We start from the raw sequence: 13,526 nt of genomic DNA on the forward strand, positions 1-13,526 counted from the left end.
TCGACCTTCCTTTCGCGGGCGACTTCGCCGGACGTTTTCTCTCTATCGCGTTCGCTTTCTTCAAGCATAAGGGCGATGGCCAGCTTTCACAATGGAATTTTCAGGCATAAACGAGCGCGCCGCTTGGCATAATAAGGGAACCTGACCGAAAAAAAGGAGGTTTCCGTCGCATGATCGCTTCCCGCATTAACGTCGTCCAATCGATGTTTCTGTTGATCTTGGCCGTCGGCATCACGAATCATGTCCTCATCGTACCCCTGATGCTTAACGCATCCCACCGCGATTCGTGGATCAGCGCCCTGTACGCCATTCCTCCGCTCGTCCTCTGGACGTCCCTGATTTATTTCATCATGAAAACAACGAAGCAACAATCGCTGTTCGAATGGTTCAAAGCCCGTTATCATCCCGCCATAGCTTGGATCGTCGTCATGCCGCTGTTGATCTTGACGCTTATGATCTGTTTCGTTACTTTGCGGGATACGAGCGCATGGACGAAAACGACGTATTTGCCCAAAACGCCGTTGCCCCTAACCGCCTCCTTATTCATGCTGTTCGCTTTCTACGCCGCCCATAAAGGGTTGCGGACGATTACGATCGCGGCGGGCATCCTGCTTCCCGGCGTCATCGCGTTCGGCTTGTTCGTGATGACCGTCAATTTTCAATTCAAAGATTATACGTATTTGTTCCCGGTTTTCACGCAAGGCCAGAAACCCGTCATGAAGGGGATGGTATACGCGTTGGGGGGACTGGTCGAATTCGTGCTCCTGCTCGGCTTCCAACAGCACTTGAGCAAGCCGTTCCGGTATTCTTCGTTACTTCTTCTCACGCTCGGCGTGACCGGGCTCGTGTTCGGTCCGATTATCGCCTCGATCGCGATTTTCGGCCCTTACGAAGCATCGGACCAGCGGTACCCGGCTTTCGAGCAATGGCGAATGGTATTGATCGGCAAGTTCATCTCTCACCTGGATTTCCTTTCGATCTACCAATGGCTGTCGGGTTCGTTGATTCGCATTTCGCTGTCTCTGTTTTTGTTTTTCGATTTGCTTCGTTTGAAAGCCGGCAATAAGAGAACGGCGTTGATGATCGGCCTCAGCGTTCTTCTGGTCGCATTCGTCAGTCAGCATCGGCTTAGCGACGAGAACTTTTTCTACTTTTTGCAGGCCTATTTCCCCTGGGAAACGGCATTCTTCTACGCGTTCCCGTTCGCCCTATTGCTGCTGATCGCTATGAAACGGGAGGAGTCGTCATGAGCATGGATAACTTATTCCGAGAAGCGCTGTACGTCGGCGGCGAAGGACAAGAAGGCGGCGAAGATCGCGACGGCGAACCGTCCGTCACGCTCGAACAATTGGACGACGAAGGCGTGTTCCGATTGTTCGAGCATTCCCGGGACGTCAACGTGTACCATTATAGGAACGGCGAATCCTCGCGCGAGCTCAATCCGTTGCTCGTCTATTGCGACGGCATGATCGACGGCGCATTGCTGAACGACTTCCTGTATACGAAACTGCATAGATTGCTTGCCGAGCCTTCGGACGACCGCCCGTCGGCGGATGGCGCTCCGTCGTTCGTATCCCAGAACATCTACCGCATCCGGGAACCGAACGCCGTCGAACAATTCATCCGGCAAGTGATGTCGGGCAATCTCGTTCTGTTCTTCGCGCGCTCACGCGAAGCGTTCGCGATTCAAATGTGCAATCCGCCTCAACGGACCCCCAGCGAATCGAACACGGAAATATCGGTCAAAGGTCCGCGGGACGGCTTCACCGAATCGATCGAGACGAATATCGCCCTTATACGCAAGCGATTAAAAACGCCGAAGCTCGCCATCCGCTACTATCAAATCGGCCGGCGCAGCGCCACTTCCGTCGCGCTCGTCTACATGACGGACATCGCGAACGACGATCTCGTCCGGGAAGCGTCGGAACGTATTCAGAGGATCGAAATCGACGGCTTGCTGTCAAGTCAGCAGCTTGAAGAGGCGTTGTCCGATGCGTCCTCTTCATTCTTCCCTTTGATTGAATATATGGGACGTCCGGATTACATCTCCGAAAGCTTGCTTCTAGGCAGATTCGCGATCGTCGTCGACGGTTCGCCGATGGTGCTTGTGGCGCCTACGAACTTAACGTCATTAATTAAATCGCCCGAGGATATGCATCTGCCGTATTATTACGTATTCATGGAAAAAATACTGCGGCTTCTCGGACTCGCCGTCGCCCTATTCCTGCCCGGCTTCTGGGTTTCGATATCGGCGTTTAACTTGGATCAAATTCCGTTCCCGTTGCTCGCGACGGTCGTCATCTCGAGACTCGGACTCCCCTTGTCCGGTCCGATTGATTTGTTCCTTATGCTCGGCTTGTTCGAGTTGTTCCGCGAAGCAGGCATGAGGCTTCCGAAAGCCGTCGGGCAGACGGTAGCCGTCGTCGGCGGACTGATCGTCGGAGAAGCGGCGATCTCCGCCGGATTCACGGGACCGACGACGCTTGTCGTCTCCGCGGTGACGGCGGTGTCCACGTTCACGCTCGTGAATCAATCGCTCAGCGGCGCGGTCACGGTCATCCGCTTCGTCGTTCTGACGTTCAGTTGCGTTTTCGGCATGCTCGGCTTCTTCATGAGCCTGTTCGGCATCGTCGTCTATCTCTCGTCGCTAACCTCTTTCGGAGTCCCTTTTTTATCCCCGTTGTCTCCTATTCGCTTTCGCGAGTCGTTGTTCGCTTTATTCCGGTTTCCGCGTAAAATGGCGAAAAAAAGGCCCGGCATATACGAACCCAAAGATTCGGACAGGCAAGGAGAGAAATCATGAAAGGCCGGACGTTGCTTTTACTGTTGTACGCGGTGCTCGCGTTCCCTCTGACCGGATGCTGGGACATCAAATCTTTGCAAGACGTGAACTATTTCACGGGCATCGGAATCGATTACGAGAACGGGAAATATCGCATTTACGTTCAACAGCTCGACTTCGCCAACGTCGCCAAAACAGAATCCGGTAAATCCACGAATCCGGCGACCGTGTGGATCGGGCAAGCGGAAGGGTTATCGATGTCCGACGCCGTTATGAAGCTGTACCAGACGACGCAGCAAACCGTCTTCTGGGGACATCTGAGCTGCGTGATCCTGTCCGAAGCCGTTCTCAAGTCGGGCGACTTGGTCAGCGTGTTCGACAATATCATCCGTTCGCCCGAAATCCGGTACACCCCATGGGTCTACGGAACGAAGACGAATATCGAGGATTTGTTCACGACCAAGCCATTCTTTAATCTGTCGCCGATGAATTCCATCCTCTACGCGCCGGAAACGAATTACGACCAGAGGCCGATCATCGCGCCGATGCGGTTGTACAAGTTCGCGCGCGAAATGCGCGAACCCGGACAAACGACGTTCGTGCCTTCTCTCGGCGTATCCGACGATACGTGGATGAGAAACAAAAAGAAAGACCCGAAGCTGGACGTCGACGGGTTGTTCGTCTTGCATAACGATGTCTGTAACGGCTGGATCGGGGAAAATCAGGCAACGGGACTCCGTTGGCTCGTCAACCAATCGCCCGGAGGACGCATCCTGCTGAAGGAAAACGACAAGATGCTAGCCACGTTGAGAATGAACAAACCGAAATCGAAAGTGAAAATCGAAATAAAAAAAGGGGAACCCGTTTTTCATATCGACGTCAAAGTCGATGCGGCCGTGTATGAACTCGGTAAGCAATTGTCGGAGAAAGAACTGTCGAAGCTTGCGGGCGAGGCGGTCGCCGGCGAAATACGGTCGACTTTCGAAGCCGGTCTCGCCATGAATCACGCCGATTTATTCGGTCTGGAACACGAGCTATACCGCAAGAAGTTCAAAACTTGGAAGGCCATGACGAAGGAAGGTAAAATTCCGCTTAAACCGATCGTTCTCGGTAACATCGATGTGAATGTCCATGTCGTGCATACCGGCATGTTCAAGCTGAAGCGGGATTTTGACCCGTTCACTTCAAAATGAACGAATTACGCTTGTCCCGTCGCTCGGCATTAGGCTTCGAGCTCCTTTAACCGTTGCTCCAGCTTTTCCCGGGAGAAGCCTTCCCCGATGAATACGGCGACGCGGTTAACGGATTTCTGCGGCGTGACGCGAAGGAAATCGGATTCGCCGTAAGCATGCTGAAACAGGAACAGACTGGCCGTATCCCGGAAACCGACGATTCCCTTCGCGCGATACACGTTCTCCGGCAGCTCCTTCAGAAAGCGCTCGAATCGTACGCTGTCGATGTCGTTGCCGAAAAAATAAGTAAACGCGTTGACGTGGGCATGTCCGGCAGAAGCGTTCGCGAATTTGAATCGTCCGTCGGATGCCTCTCTGTCGGTTGGTTCTAGTTCGTCCTCCTGCGACGCTTCGAAGACGGCGCGTGACTTGCCGCCGCTCGGCGCGTACGCGTACAGCGCCCGCGGATCGAGCTCCGCCCGAGATACGACGTGAATGACCGCCTGCGGATTCCATGCCGCGAGCGCTTCGCGAAGTTCTTCGAGTTCGGCCGGTGCGACCAGATCGGCCTTGTTGAGCACGAGAATGTCGGCGGCGCGGATCTGCTCCTTCATAAGACGGAACGTCTTGCCGCTTCCGATCCGAATCCGGTCGAGCAAATGGCGGGCATCGACGACCGTCACGACGTTCGCCAGTTCCAGTTTCGCGTACAGCGAGGCTTCCGTGACGCCTTCCACGACGTCGAGCGGCTGCGCGATGCCGGTCGATTCGATCCAAATAACGTCCGGCTTTTCTTGTTGCGCGAGCTGCACGAGCTCGAGGCCCAAGTCCCCTTTGCTCGTGCAACAGATGCAGCCGCCCAGCAATTCGGCCATCGGCACGGCAGCGTCGATCGTTTGACCCTCGACGTTAACGTCGCCGACTTCGTTCATGACGATCGCCGGCTTCAGTCCCCTTGCCTTCGCGTCGTCCAGCACGCGGTTAAGCAACGTCGTCTTGCCGCTGCCCAGAAATCCTGTCAATACATATACGGGTATCGTTGCGTTCATTGTCTTCTCACTCTCTTTTCGGTATTCGCCCTATCCGTCCCGTTACGAGAGATAACGACTGCCTCCGTAACGGAGGAGGAATTGGTCCTTGGCGCGCTCTCTCATGTCGTCGTCGAAACCGGGAACGTCCGCGAGCAGGGCGAACCGGTCGCCCGGAGGCTGTTCTCCTCCCGCGTACAACAGCCACTGCGCCAAGTCGTCCGCCGCCTGCGCCCGATCGAACGAGTAACGGTAAGCGAGCGTCGCCCGTTCCAAGTAAGCTTGCGCCTCGAACGGATTGAGCTCGATCGACTTGGAGAAAGCGTCGATCGCGTCGTCGTTGCGGTCGAGCTGACTATAGATCAAACCGAGATTATGATATCCCTGGGAATCTTCCGGCGCGAGCGCGGAGTAAGCGAGCGAATCCGCCAGCGCGCCCTCGTAATCGTCCAGCCGGTAACGAATCAGCCCGCGCAGCCAATTCAAGCCCGCGTGGTTCAGATCGAGCAACAACCCGCGATCGCAATCCGCCTTCGCGTCCTCCAGGCGGTCCGAGGAGAACCGGCATCTCGCGCGCCTCTCGAACAATTGCGCGTTGCCGGGTTCCAGCTCGATCGCCCGGGTGAATTCCTTGTCCGCGAGCTCCCAATTGCCCATGCCGACGAGGAGCTCTCCCATCGCATATGCCGTTTTGCTCTGGAGGAGCAAGCTTTCGTCGCGTCGGACCGCCTCCTGGACGTCCATCATCGCTTCCTCGTACCGCTCGGACATGTATCTGGAGAAGCTGCGTCTCATGCGAGCGTCAGCCGTATCGTCCAAGGCGATCGCGCGCGTCAGCGCTTCCTCCGCGTCCCCGTATCGCTCGCCGTCGATCGCGATTTCGGCCTTTTGCTTCCAGTTCAGCGGATCGTCGGGCTCGAGCGTCGTCAATTCCTCGTTTTCGATTCTCGCGTGATCGGCTTGTTCGCCTTCCCGGTAAGCGTCGGCGAGCCAATATCTGACGACCGTATGATCGGGATATCGTTCTTTGGCCGCGAGCAATGTATCGGTCATCCGCTTGTAATCGCCGGAGACCCGATGCGTCGTCGCCAGCTCCATGTAAGCGGGCAGGAACGACGGTTCGCGCGCCGTCAAGCGCTCGAACGCTTCGGCCGCTTCGGCCGCTCGCCCGGCATCCCGGATGAGGCAGCCCCGGCGAAGCTCAAGCTCCGGCTCATCCGGATAATGAACGAGCGTCTGTTCGATCGTCCGAAGCGCCTCGTCCGTCCGGCCGCTCGCTTCGAGCAAGCGGGCGCGATACGGCCGAAAGCCGTATTCGTCGTCGGCGCTTCCGATGAAGCTCGCGACCGCGGCGGGAGAATAGTTCGTGCGGAATCGGATAGCTGCCGCGCCTTTGTCTTCCGTCTTGCGCCATTCGTCCTGCAGCCGGATGCCGGCTTCGATCGCGATCAGCGCGTCCGGAATGTTATCCGATCGCTCGAGAGACTGCGCCAGCCGGTAATAATAATGGGGAATGGCCTTGTCCGGGTCGGTCGCCGCCCGACGGTAGCTGTCTTCCGCTTCCGGAAAACGGCCCGTCTTCATGTAAACGTTGCCGAGCTCGTAATAGGTGGAAGCCTTCGAGTCGTCCCGCCGGCGCAGCGCTTCGCGAAAGTCGTTCACCGCTTCCTCGTAACGGCCGAGATCATGATGGGCGACGGCCCTCGTATACCAATAAATATAAGGCTCGGGATCGAGCCGGATCGCGTGGTCCATGTCCGCGACAGCGTCTTCTTCCCGGCCTCTTTCGTTGTAGATGTGCGCCCGTCTTTCGTAAGCGTGCGCGTATTCGCCGCTCTTCAAGACGAGTTCGAGCAAAGCCAGGGCGCGATCGGATTGCCCGAGGTCGTGCAACAGTCCCGCGTAATCGATTTTTTCTTCGGCGGACATCCGGGCTTCTCCCCACTTGCCGTACCACCGAAGCGCGGACAAGAGTTTTTGACGTTTATGCTGTCTCTTCGCCATCCATCTCGCGAATCGTTTGCCCATTCATCCACCCCTCCCGCTAAACAAAAACATCATCGGCGTCCTTTGGATTACGCTTACCGATCCTGTACGCAAAAGCTGCCGAGATCCTCGGCAGCCCGGTTATTCCTGTATGTCTCCCGCCGCGTCGACGCCTTCCTCGACGGCGAATTCGAAATCGTCGATATCGAACACCTGCACCGGTACTGCATTTTGCACGACTTTGTCCTGGAACTCGATCTGATCGGTCATTACCGGACATTGGCTCTTCAACGCAAGTAGCATGATCTCCGTCTCGATCGGGTCGAATTGCTCGCCGTATTGCATGTTTTCCGAAGAGTTCACGACGACGAGCGACACTTTGTCGCCGATCGGAAGCGGCGGGCTTTCGCGCCACGGCGCCATGAGCGCCCTCTCTATTTTCTTCTTGTTGAACGGATCCTCGAAGTAAGAGATCATTTCCGCGATTTTGCTTTTGACGAAAATATCGTCGTCCGGCTCCGGCATGACCGGTTCCGGGCTATCCTTCATATCGTAAAGTTCCATGACCGACGTATAAGGAATGCGATATTCGACCGATTCCCTCGGTTGGAGCAATTGTCCGTAAATCGCGATCATTACGGCTTCGATGACGAAACGCCGGCTCATCTTGTTCGTGTCCCTCCCATAAAGCGTTGCCCGGTCGATCCGGGCATTTTGCTTTTCATTATAGCACAAAAAAACGGGCGCACGCTCGAGCCGTGGGGTATATTATTCAAGTAGGTTTCCCATTTTATACCTGAAGGGACTGCCAACGATGTCCGAGCTAACCTTTTACCATTATATGCGAATGGATTCCGGCCAACCAGAGCAAACGTATAGAGCGGCCATGGAAAAGGCGGGATATTTCGCGTTTTATACGTTCGCCGAGGGTTTCCGCAACGGTTTGCGCGAATACGCGGAAGAAGATAGTCCCTTGTATTCCCGCTTGTTGGCACGAGCTCGCCGGCTGTTCCCCGAGCCCGAACGGTTCAGTCCGTCGTGGGGCGGGTTATGGGACGAATTCGACCTCATCTTCGCGGCCAAGAACGAGGCGCTCGCGGCTGTCCCCGTCTCCAAGCGGGACGGAGAATGGCAAATCCTCATCGATAATCCGTATTCCCACAATCAAGTCGTCTGTTACACGACCCTCCCTTTCTTGGAAGCGTCGTACTTATACGGTTATTTTCAGCGCGAATTGAAGCCACATGAAGTGCTGCGACTGCAACGGATCACTGAAAGACTGCAAACGAACGGACGCAAGGAAGCTTCCATTTTCCCCGACTACTAAACGACAAGCACAACGGAGTTTATCGAATGAATGACGCTTTAACCTATCATTGTCCGCGGACGGAACAGCTCGCCTTGCGCATCGCCGGAGAGAGAATCGACTATTGCGAAATTCGCGAGCGCGGCGAGACGTTGCTCGTCCATTCCCGCGACGGACGATCGGCGGACGATCTGCATAAAGTCAATTCCATCACCAAAAGCGTGCTATCGTTACTTATCGGCATTGCCGCCGGCAGAGGGGAATTCCCCTCTCCCGACGTTCCGATCGCCGGATACTTCGCCGAAGCGCGGGACAACCCCGATCTGGCTTCGCTGACCGCCGGGCATCTGCTGACGATGACGCCGGGGTGGGACTGGCAAGAGATGGGAGACTGGCACGGTTTGCCCTACCCGATGACGGATAGTCCGGATTGGGTGCGATTCGTGCTGTCGAGGCCGCTCGTCCGCCCGTCCGGCACTCGCATGGTGTACGACTCAGGCTCGTCCCAAGTGCTCAGCGCGATCCTGCAGCGATCGACGGGCATGACCGCGGCCGCCTACGCGGAACGCCATCTGTTCCGCCCTCTAGGTATGGAACAGTATCATTGGCCATCCGATCCGCAAGGCGTCAGCGTCGGGGGCTTCGGCTTGCAGCTGCGTCCGCGCGATCTGACGAAACTGGGCTTGCTCGTCCTGCAGCGCGGCGAATGGCGCGGGGCTCCTCTCGTTCCGAGAGAGTGGATCGCGGAAAGCACGAAGCCGCGCTTCCGCGGTTACGACAACATCGGCGCTTACGGCTATCATTGGTGGACGCTGACGGAAGACAACGCGGAGCGCGCCCCGCTCTCGCCGAGCGTCGCGTTCGCCGTCGGATTCGGCGGACAATACATCTTCGTCTCGCCGGAGCGCGAGCTCGTCGCCGTCTTCGCCAGCGCCCTCGGCAAGAAGAAGTTTCTGCCGCTTAAGCTGTTCCGGGAATGGTTGGCGGAAAACTGATAGTTCGCGCATCCATCAATAGCGATTTCCGAACGGATCCGCCCACACGCGTCGGTTCCTCACGTCTGCTGAGCTGCATGGTCGCTATTACGCCAATCCGTCGTACATCCTTCGCTTTTCCACTCCCAAGCGCCAACAAAATGCAAATGTGCAGGTTGTTGGGCTGGTTTCTTCAAATGATCGCCGACAACCTGCAAATCTGCAGGTTGTTTACCGTTTCAGGCACGAAACGATCCATTCCGGCTCCACAAAATGCATTTTTGCAGGTTGTTGAGCCGTTTTGCCGATTTGATGCGAACAACCTGCATTATTGCAGGTTGTCTGCGAGGAGCGGTGTGATTGGAGTGTGATTAGGGTGTGATTGGCGGAGTCGCAAAGTGAGACTCGAAAAGCAAAGGAGCCGATCCGCATCGGCTCCTTCAACTCGCCTAAGGCTATGCGTCCGTCGCGGCGAGAATGCCGTTCCGGTAATAGACGACTCTGCGCGGATCGTTGCGCAGCTTGACGTTCGCCATTTTCGCCTCGTGCTCGGTCAGCTCCATCGCTTCCCAATCCGAGAGCCGGCCGGCGGCGTCTCCGGGTTCGATGGCGGCCTCCGCCAACGCTTCCGCCATGTGCGCTTCCTCCGGACGCTGCTCCCAGAGCACGAGTCCGTAATAGGCGAGCTTATATCCGTTGCGTTGAACGACGGCGAGCAGCGTGCCCGAAGGCGCATGTCTCATCGCGTACGGCATTCGAATGCGCCTCCCCTCTTGTTAGAGATATGGATTCTCGTGCTTCGCTTTCAGCATGTTCCAGCGACGCTCAATCTCGTGTTCGAATTCCCGCAGCGTCTCCGCGTATTCCGGCTTGGACAGATGTTTCGTCTTGCCCATCATTTTCAGCCAATCGCCGACCGGTACCCGCTTGCCCTTCTCCTCGGGATTGTACGTGATCGTAGTGACGCCGCGCTCGACTTCGTACAGCGGGAAGAAACACGTATTGACCGCGAAGTCGATAATGTCCGCCCCGTCCTTGTCTTCCGACAGCCAGTTGAGCGGACAGGTGATCAAGATTTTGCCGTACACCATGCCGACGTTCTGCGCGTACCATTGCGCTTTCGCGCCCTTGCGCACGAGGTCGATCGGACTCGCTTCGCTGCCCGTGAACACGTACGGGATGTTCGTCGCAGCCATGATCTGCGCCGTGTCCTTGTGGTGGAACACTTTGCCCCCTTGATGCTTGCCGACGTTGGACGTCGATGTCCGGTGGCCCATCGGCGTCGAATAGGACAATTGCGCGCCCGTATTCATATAGCCTTCGTTGTCGTATTCCAAGATAATCATCCGGTGGTTGCGGAGAGCGGCGCCGATCGCCGGCCCCATCCCGATGTCCATCCCGCCGTCTCCGGTAATCATGACGAACGTAAAGTCGTCCTTCAAGCCGAGATCGTCGAGCTCTCCGCGACGCTTGCGCTCGTGGAACATCTCGACGACGCCCGACAATGTCGCCGCGCCGTTCTGGAACAGGTTGTGGATGTACGTCGCCTTGTGCGCCGAATACGGGTAACCGGTCGTGACGACCATTGCGCAGCCGGTATGGAACAGCGCGACGATGTCGCCTTCGATACCCTTAAAGAACAATTCCAAGCCGGAGAAAATGCCGCAGCCCGGACAAGCGCCGTGCCCCGGAGCGATGCGCTTCGGTTTCTTCGTCAATTGGCGGAGCGGCGGGACTTTCACGTTCACTTTGCCCGTCGCCTCGTCGTGCGTTACCGTAATCAGGCCCGTTTTGAGCGATTCGTAGTCCATCGGCTCGAGCACTCGCTTCGGCGCCTTGGCCGGATTGCCCGCCGTAATGCCGTGATAGTCGTAAGGCTTCTCGACTTTCCCCGCATGAACGGCGTCGATGGCGAATTCGAACATCTTGAGGCCGTCTTCCGCGTAGAAATCTTTGCCGCCTAAACCGTAGATGCGGCTGATGACCATCGTCGTCGCGTTGCCGTATTGCTGAAGCGCCGCGCGCACTTCCATGACCATGTTGCCGCCGTGCCCGCCGTACGAATCGGCGCGGTCGCCGACCGTGACGGCCTTGACGCTCTTCAAAGCCTCGGCGATCGCTTTCGCCGGGAACGGACGGATGATGTTCGGCGAGATCGCCCCCGCCTTCACGCCTTGCGCGCGAAGCTGGTCGACGACATCCTTAATGATCTCCGCGGAGGAATTGAGCAGGAACACGGCGACTTCCGCGTCGTCCATCCGATACAGTTCCAGTATCGGATATTCGCGTCCGGTCAGCTCCGCGTACTCTTGCTGGATGCGATCGAATACGGCTTCCGCCCGGTACATCGCTTGACTTTGCTGATAGCAGTTATTAATATAATCCGGCTCGTTCATGTACGGGCCGACTGTTATCGGATTGTTACGGTCGAGCACGTGCGCGAATCCTTCCGGCGGGCTTTCGCCGACGAAGCGCTGCACGTCCTCGCGGTGCGTGAACGTCATGACGCGGCGCTTCTGATGGCTCGTGAAGTAGCCGTCCGAGGCGACGAGCACCGGCAGGCGGACTTCCGGGTCTTCCGCGAGCTTCAGCGCGATGATGTTCATGTCGTACACGGCTTGCGGATCGCGGCACAGCACGATCGGCCAGCCCGTGTTCAAGGCGAAGTAAAGGTCGGAATGGTCGCCGTGAATGTCTAACGGTCCGGACACCGAACGGCAGACGAGGTTCATGACCATCGGGAAGCGCGTACCCGACTGTACCGGCATTTGTTCGAGCATATACAAGTAGCCGTTCGCGGACGTCGCGTTGAACACGCGGCCGCCGGCCGTCGACGCGCCGTAACAGACGCCCGCGGAACCGTGTTCGCCGTCCGCCGGAATCAAGACGATGTCGTGCTGGCCGTTCGCTTTCATCAAATCGAGAAACTGAGCCACTTCCGTCGAAGGCGAGATCGGGAAGTAACCCATAATATGATAGTTGATCTGGTGCGCCGCATATGCTGCCATCTCGTTGCCCGATTCGTAGACGATCCGTTGTTCGACGGTGCCCTGCTTTGCCGATTCCTTTCGAATGTCGATCGACATGTGAGACTCCACCTTTCCTATCGTTTTCTCGTTGAAAATATCGCTCGCGCTCTATCTCTTATATGGCCAGATGAAACCGATGCGGCACCCGGTGACCGTCCGCGTAGCCGTCTTCCTCCAATTCGGAGGACAGCGCCTCAGTCGGACAAGCTTGGACGCACTTGAGACAACCTTTGCAATATTGGTAATCGATCCCCTGCAAGAACATCTGCGGGCGCCCTTTCTTATCCGGTTGCTCCTCCCAGACGAAGCAGAAGTCGGGACATACGTTGTCGCAAGCGGCGCAGTGGATGCATTTGTCGTCCGCGAAGTGCGGCATCATTCCCGCGCGGGAGATGCTCAGATCCTTCAGGATGCTGTTGCCGGGATTCGTGATCAAGCCGCCGATCGGCTGCGTTTCGTAGCCGAGCACCGGCGTGTCCATCCGGACGAAGTCCGGCATCGCGTCTCCTTCGGCCAATTCGAACGTCTGGAATTGCACCTCGTCGAAGCCGCGTTGGAACGTATTCAGCGCGGGCTGCACGGCGGCCGGATATTTCTTCTCCAGCGACTTGCGGATAACCCCTTTCATGAACTCCGCGTCCAGGAATCCGCACAGTCGGAACAATCCGCCCAGCATCGCCATGTTGACGCGGTTATTCTCGGTCATCGAGATGCCCGTCGCGTCGACGACGGCGATGATGCCGCCCTTTAACTTCAGCTGCTCCTTCAATTGCGCCGGGGACTTCTTGGAATTGACGAGCACGATGCTGTCTTCGAGCATGCCGGAGATGACGTTAACCGTCTTGGACAGGTTTTCGTGGAAAATACCGATGACGTGCGGCCGTTCGACCGGCGACGTATCCCTGATCCTCGTGTCGATATCGCAGAATCGGATGTGCGCCTTCACCGGAGAACCTTTTTTCTCCGAACCGTAAGAACTAAAGCTGACGCCGTTTAGCCCGACGCCCATGACTCCCGCTTCCGCCAGCATTTTGCCTGCCAGATTGGCGCCCAGCCCACCGATGGACTCCAGACGAATTTCAAAAAAGCCGAGCTCGTTCACCTTAGGCAGCATAACCATGTCGTTCCGCAATCCCCTTTCGAATTGAAATGAAGGAACATTCAGAAAATTAAAACAGTGCAAACATGATTTATTTCGATCTTCGCGGGCAAATTCCTTCTTTAATTGCTTAAATATGGGGAAAAACGC

At 56.8% G+C, this 13,526-nt stretch carries 11 protein-coding genes; 5 read left to right on the top strand and 6 right to left on the bottom strand.

Annotation, left to right across the window (positions count from 1 at the left end):
* Positions 1–170 precede the first annotated feature (170 nt).
* Genes ACFPPD_RS02510 through ACFPPD_RS02520 form a run of 3 tightly spaced genes read left to right on the top strand, consistent with a single transcriptional unit; the run spans position 171 to position 3,975 of the window.
* Positions 171–1,250, top strand: coding sequence for an endospore germination permease (locus ACFPPD_RS02510; RefSeq protein WP_209742792.1), 1,080 nt, complete (start codon positions 171–173; stop codon positions 1,248–1,250).
* Positions 1,247–2,803, top strand: coding sequence for a spore germination protein (locus tag ACFPPD_RS02515; RefSeq protein ID WP_209742794.1), 1,557 nt, complete (start codon positions 1,247–1,249; stop codon positions 2,801–2,803). Before ACFPPD_RS02510 ends, ACFPPD_RS02515 begins: the two co-directional genes overlap by 4 nt.
* On the top strand, positions 2,800–3,975 hold the full coding sequence (locus ACFPPD_RS02520) for a Ger(x)C family spore germination protein (protein WP_209742796.1): 1,176 nt from the start codon (positions 2,800–2,802) through the stop codon (positions 3,973–3,975). Before ACFPPD_RS02515 ends, ACFPPD_RS02520 begins: the two co-directional genes overlap by 4 nt.
* Before the next feature lie 29 nt (positions 3,976–4,004).
* Here ACFPPD_RS02520 and ACFPPD_RS02525 read toward each other — a convergent pair whose 3' ends face one another.
* The 3 genes from ACFPPD_RS02525 to ACFPPD_RS02535 all read right to left on the bottom strand — a co-directional run bounded on the left by ACFPPD_RS02525 (position 4,005) and on the right by ACFPPD_RS02535 (position 7,634).
* Positions 4,005–5,003, bottom strand: coding sequence for a CobW family GTP-binding protein (locus tag ACFPPD_RS02525; RefSeq protein WP_209742798.1), 999 nt, complete (start codon positions 5,001–5,003; stop codon positions 4,005–4,007).
* A 42-nt stretch (positions 5,004–5,045) separates the two neighbouring features.
* On the bottom strand, positions 5,046–7,010 hold the full coding sequence (locus ACFPPD_RS02530) for a tetratricopeptide repeat protein (protein WP_209742800.1): 1,965 nt from the start codon (positions 7,008–7,010) through the stop codon (positions 5,046–5,048).
* Between the two features lie 99 nt (positions 7,011–7,109).
* Complete coding sequence (locus ACFPPD_RS02535) at positions 7,110–7,634, bottom strand: ADP-heptose synthase (protein WP_209742802.1); 525 nt, start codon at positions 7,632–7,634, stop codon at positions 7,110–7,112.
* A 148-nt stretch (positions 7,635–7,782) separates the two neighbouring features.
* Between ACFPPD_RS02535 and ACFPPD_RS02540 the strand changes: the two genes are divergently transcribed.
* Both ACFPPD_RS02540 and ACFPPD_RS02545 read left to right on the top strand, forming a co-directional pair.
* On the top strand, positions 7,783–8,295 hold the full coding sequence (locus ACFPPD_RS02540) for a hypothetical protein (protein ID WP_209742804.1): 513 nt from the start codon (positions 7,783–7,785) through the stop codon (positions 8,293–8,295).
* A gap of 26 nt (positions 8,296–8,321) precedes the next feature.
* Positions 8,322–9,269 (top strand): serine hydrolase domain-containing protein, encoded by a 948-nt coding sequence (locus tag ACFPPD_RS02545; protein WP_209742806.1) that lies wholly within the window; start codon positions 8,322–8,324, stop codon positions 9,267–9,269.
* Positions 9,270–9,703: 434 nt separating this feature from the next.
* Here the strand turns inward: ACFPPD_RS02545 and ACFPPD_RS02550 are convergent, their stop codons facing one another.
* The 3 genes from ACFPPD_RS02550 to ACFPPD_RS02560 are packed head-to-tail and all read right to left on the bottom strand — an operon-like array spanning position 9,704 to position 13,397.
* Positions 9,704–10,003, bottom strand: a complete 300-nt coding sequence (locus ACFPPD_RS02550; protein ID WP_209742809.1) for a hypothetical protein — start codon at positions 10,001–10,003, stop codon at positions 9,704–9,706.
* A 21-nt stretch (positions 10,004–10,024) separates the two neighbouring features.
* On the bottom strand, positions 10,025–12,334 hold the full coding sequence (locus tag ACFPPD_RS02555) for a thiamine pyrophosphate-dependent enzyme (RefSeq protein WP_209742811.1): 2,310 nt from the start codon (positions 12,332–12,334) through the stop codon (positions 10,025–10,027).
* Positions 12,335–12,392: 58 nt separating this feature from the next.
* The gene (locus ACFPPD_RS02560; RefSeq protein WP_209742813.1) at positions 12,393–13,397 is read right to left on the bottom strand and encodes a 2-oxoacid:acceptor oxidoreductase family protein; all 1,005 of its coding nucleotides are present in this window, start codon (positions 13,395–13,397) and stop codon (positions 12,393–12,395) included.
* Positions 13,398–13,526 lie beyond the last annotated feature (129 nt).

The sequence above is a fragment of the Cohnella suwonensis genome, assembly GCF_042655365.1.
GTDB classification, from domain to species: Bacteria; Bacillota; Bacilli; order Paenibacillales; family Paenibacillaceae; genus Cohnella; species Cohnella suwonensis.

Coding starts and splice junctions, on each gene's coding strand:
- ACFPPD_RS02530 (WP_209742800.1), bottom strand. CDS start 7,010: ATGGGCAAACGATTCGCGAGATGGATGGCGAAGAGACAGCATAAACGT.
- ACFPPD_RS02545 (WP_209742806.1), top strand. CDS start 8,322: ATGAATGACGCTTTAACCTATCATTGTCCGCGGACGGAACAGCTCGCC.
- ACFPPD_RS02520 (WP_209742796.1), top strand. CDS start 2,800: ATGAAAGGCCGGACGTTGCTTTTACTGTTGTACGCGGTGCTCGCGTTC.
- ACFPPD_RS02560 (WP_209742813.1), bottom strand. CDS start 13,397: ATGGTTATGCTGCCTAAGGTGAACGAGCTCGGCTTTTTTGAAATTCGT.
- ACFPPD_RS02510 (WP_209742792.1), top strand. CDS start 171: ATGATCGCTTCCCGCATTAACGTCGTCCAATCGATGTTTCTGTTGATC.
- ACFPPD_RS02525 (WP_209742798.1), bottom strand. CDS start 5,003: ATGAACGCAACGATACCCGTATATGTATTGACAGGATTTCTGGGCAGC.
- ACFPPD_RS02540 (WP_209742804.1), top strand. CDS start 7,783: ATGTCCGAGCTAACCTTTTACCATTATATGCGAATGGATTCCGGCCAA.
- ACFPPD_RS02555 (WP_209742811.1), bottom strand. CDS start 12,334: ATGTCGATCGACATTCGAAAGGAATCGGCAAAGCAGGGCACCGTCGAA.
- ACFPPD_RS02550 (WP_209742809.1), bottom strand. CDS start 10,003: ATGCCGTACGCGATGAGACATGCGCCTTCGGGCACGCTGCTCGCCGTC.
- ACFPPD_RS02515 (WP_209742794.1), top strand. CDS start 1,247: ATGAGCATGGATAACTTATTCCGAGAAGCGCTGTACGTCGGCGGCGAA.
- ACFPPD_RS02535 (WP_209742802.1), bottom strand. CDS start 7,634: ATGAGCCGGCGTTTCGTCATCGAAGCCGTAATGATCGCGATTTACGGA.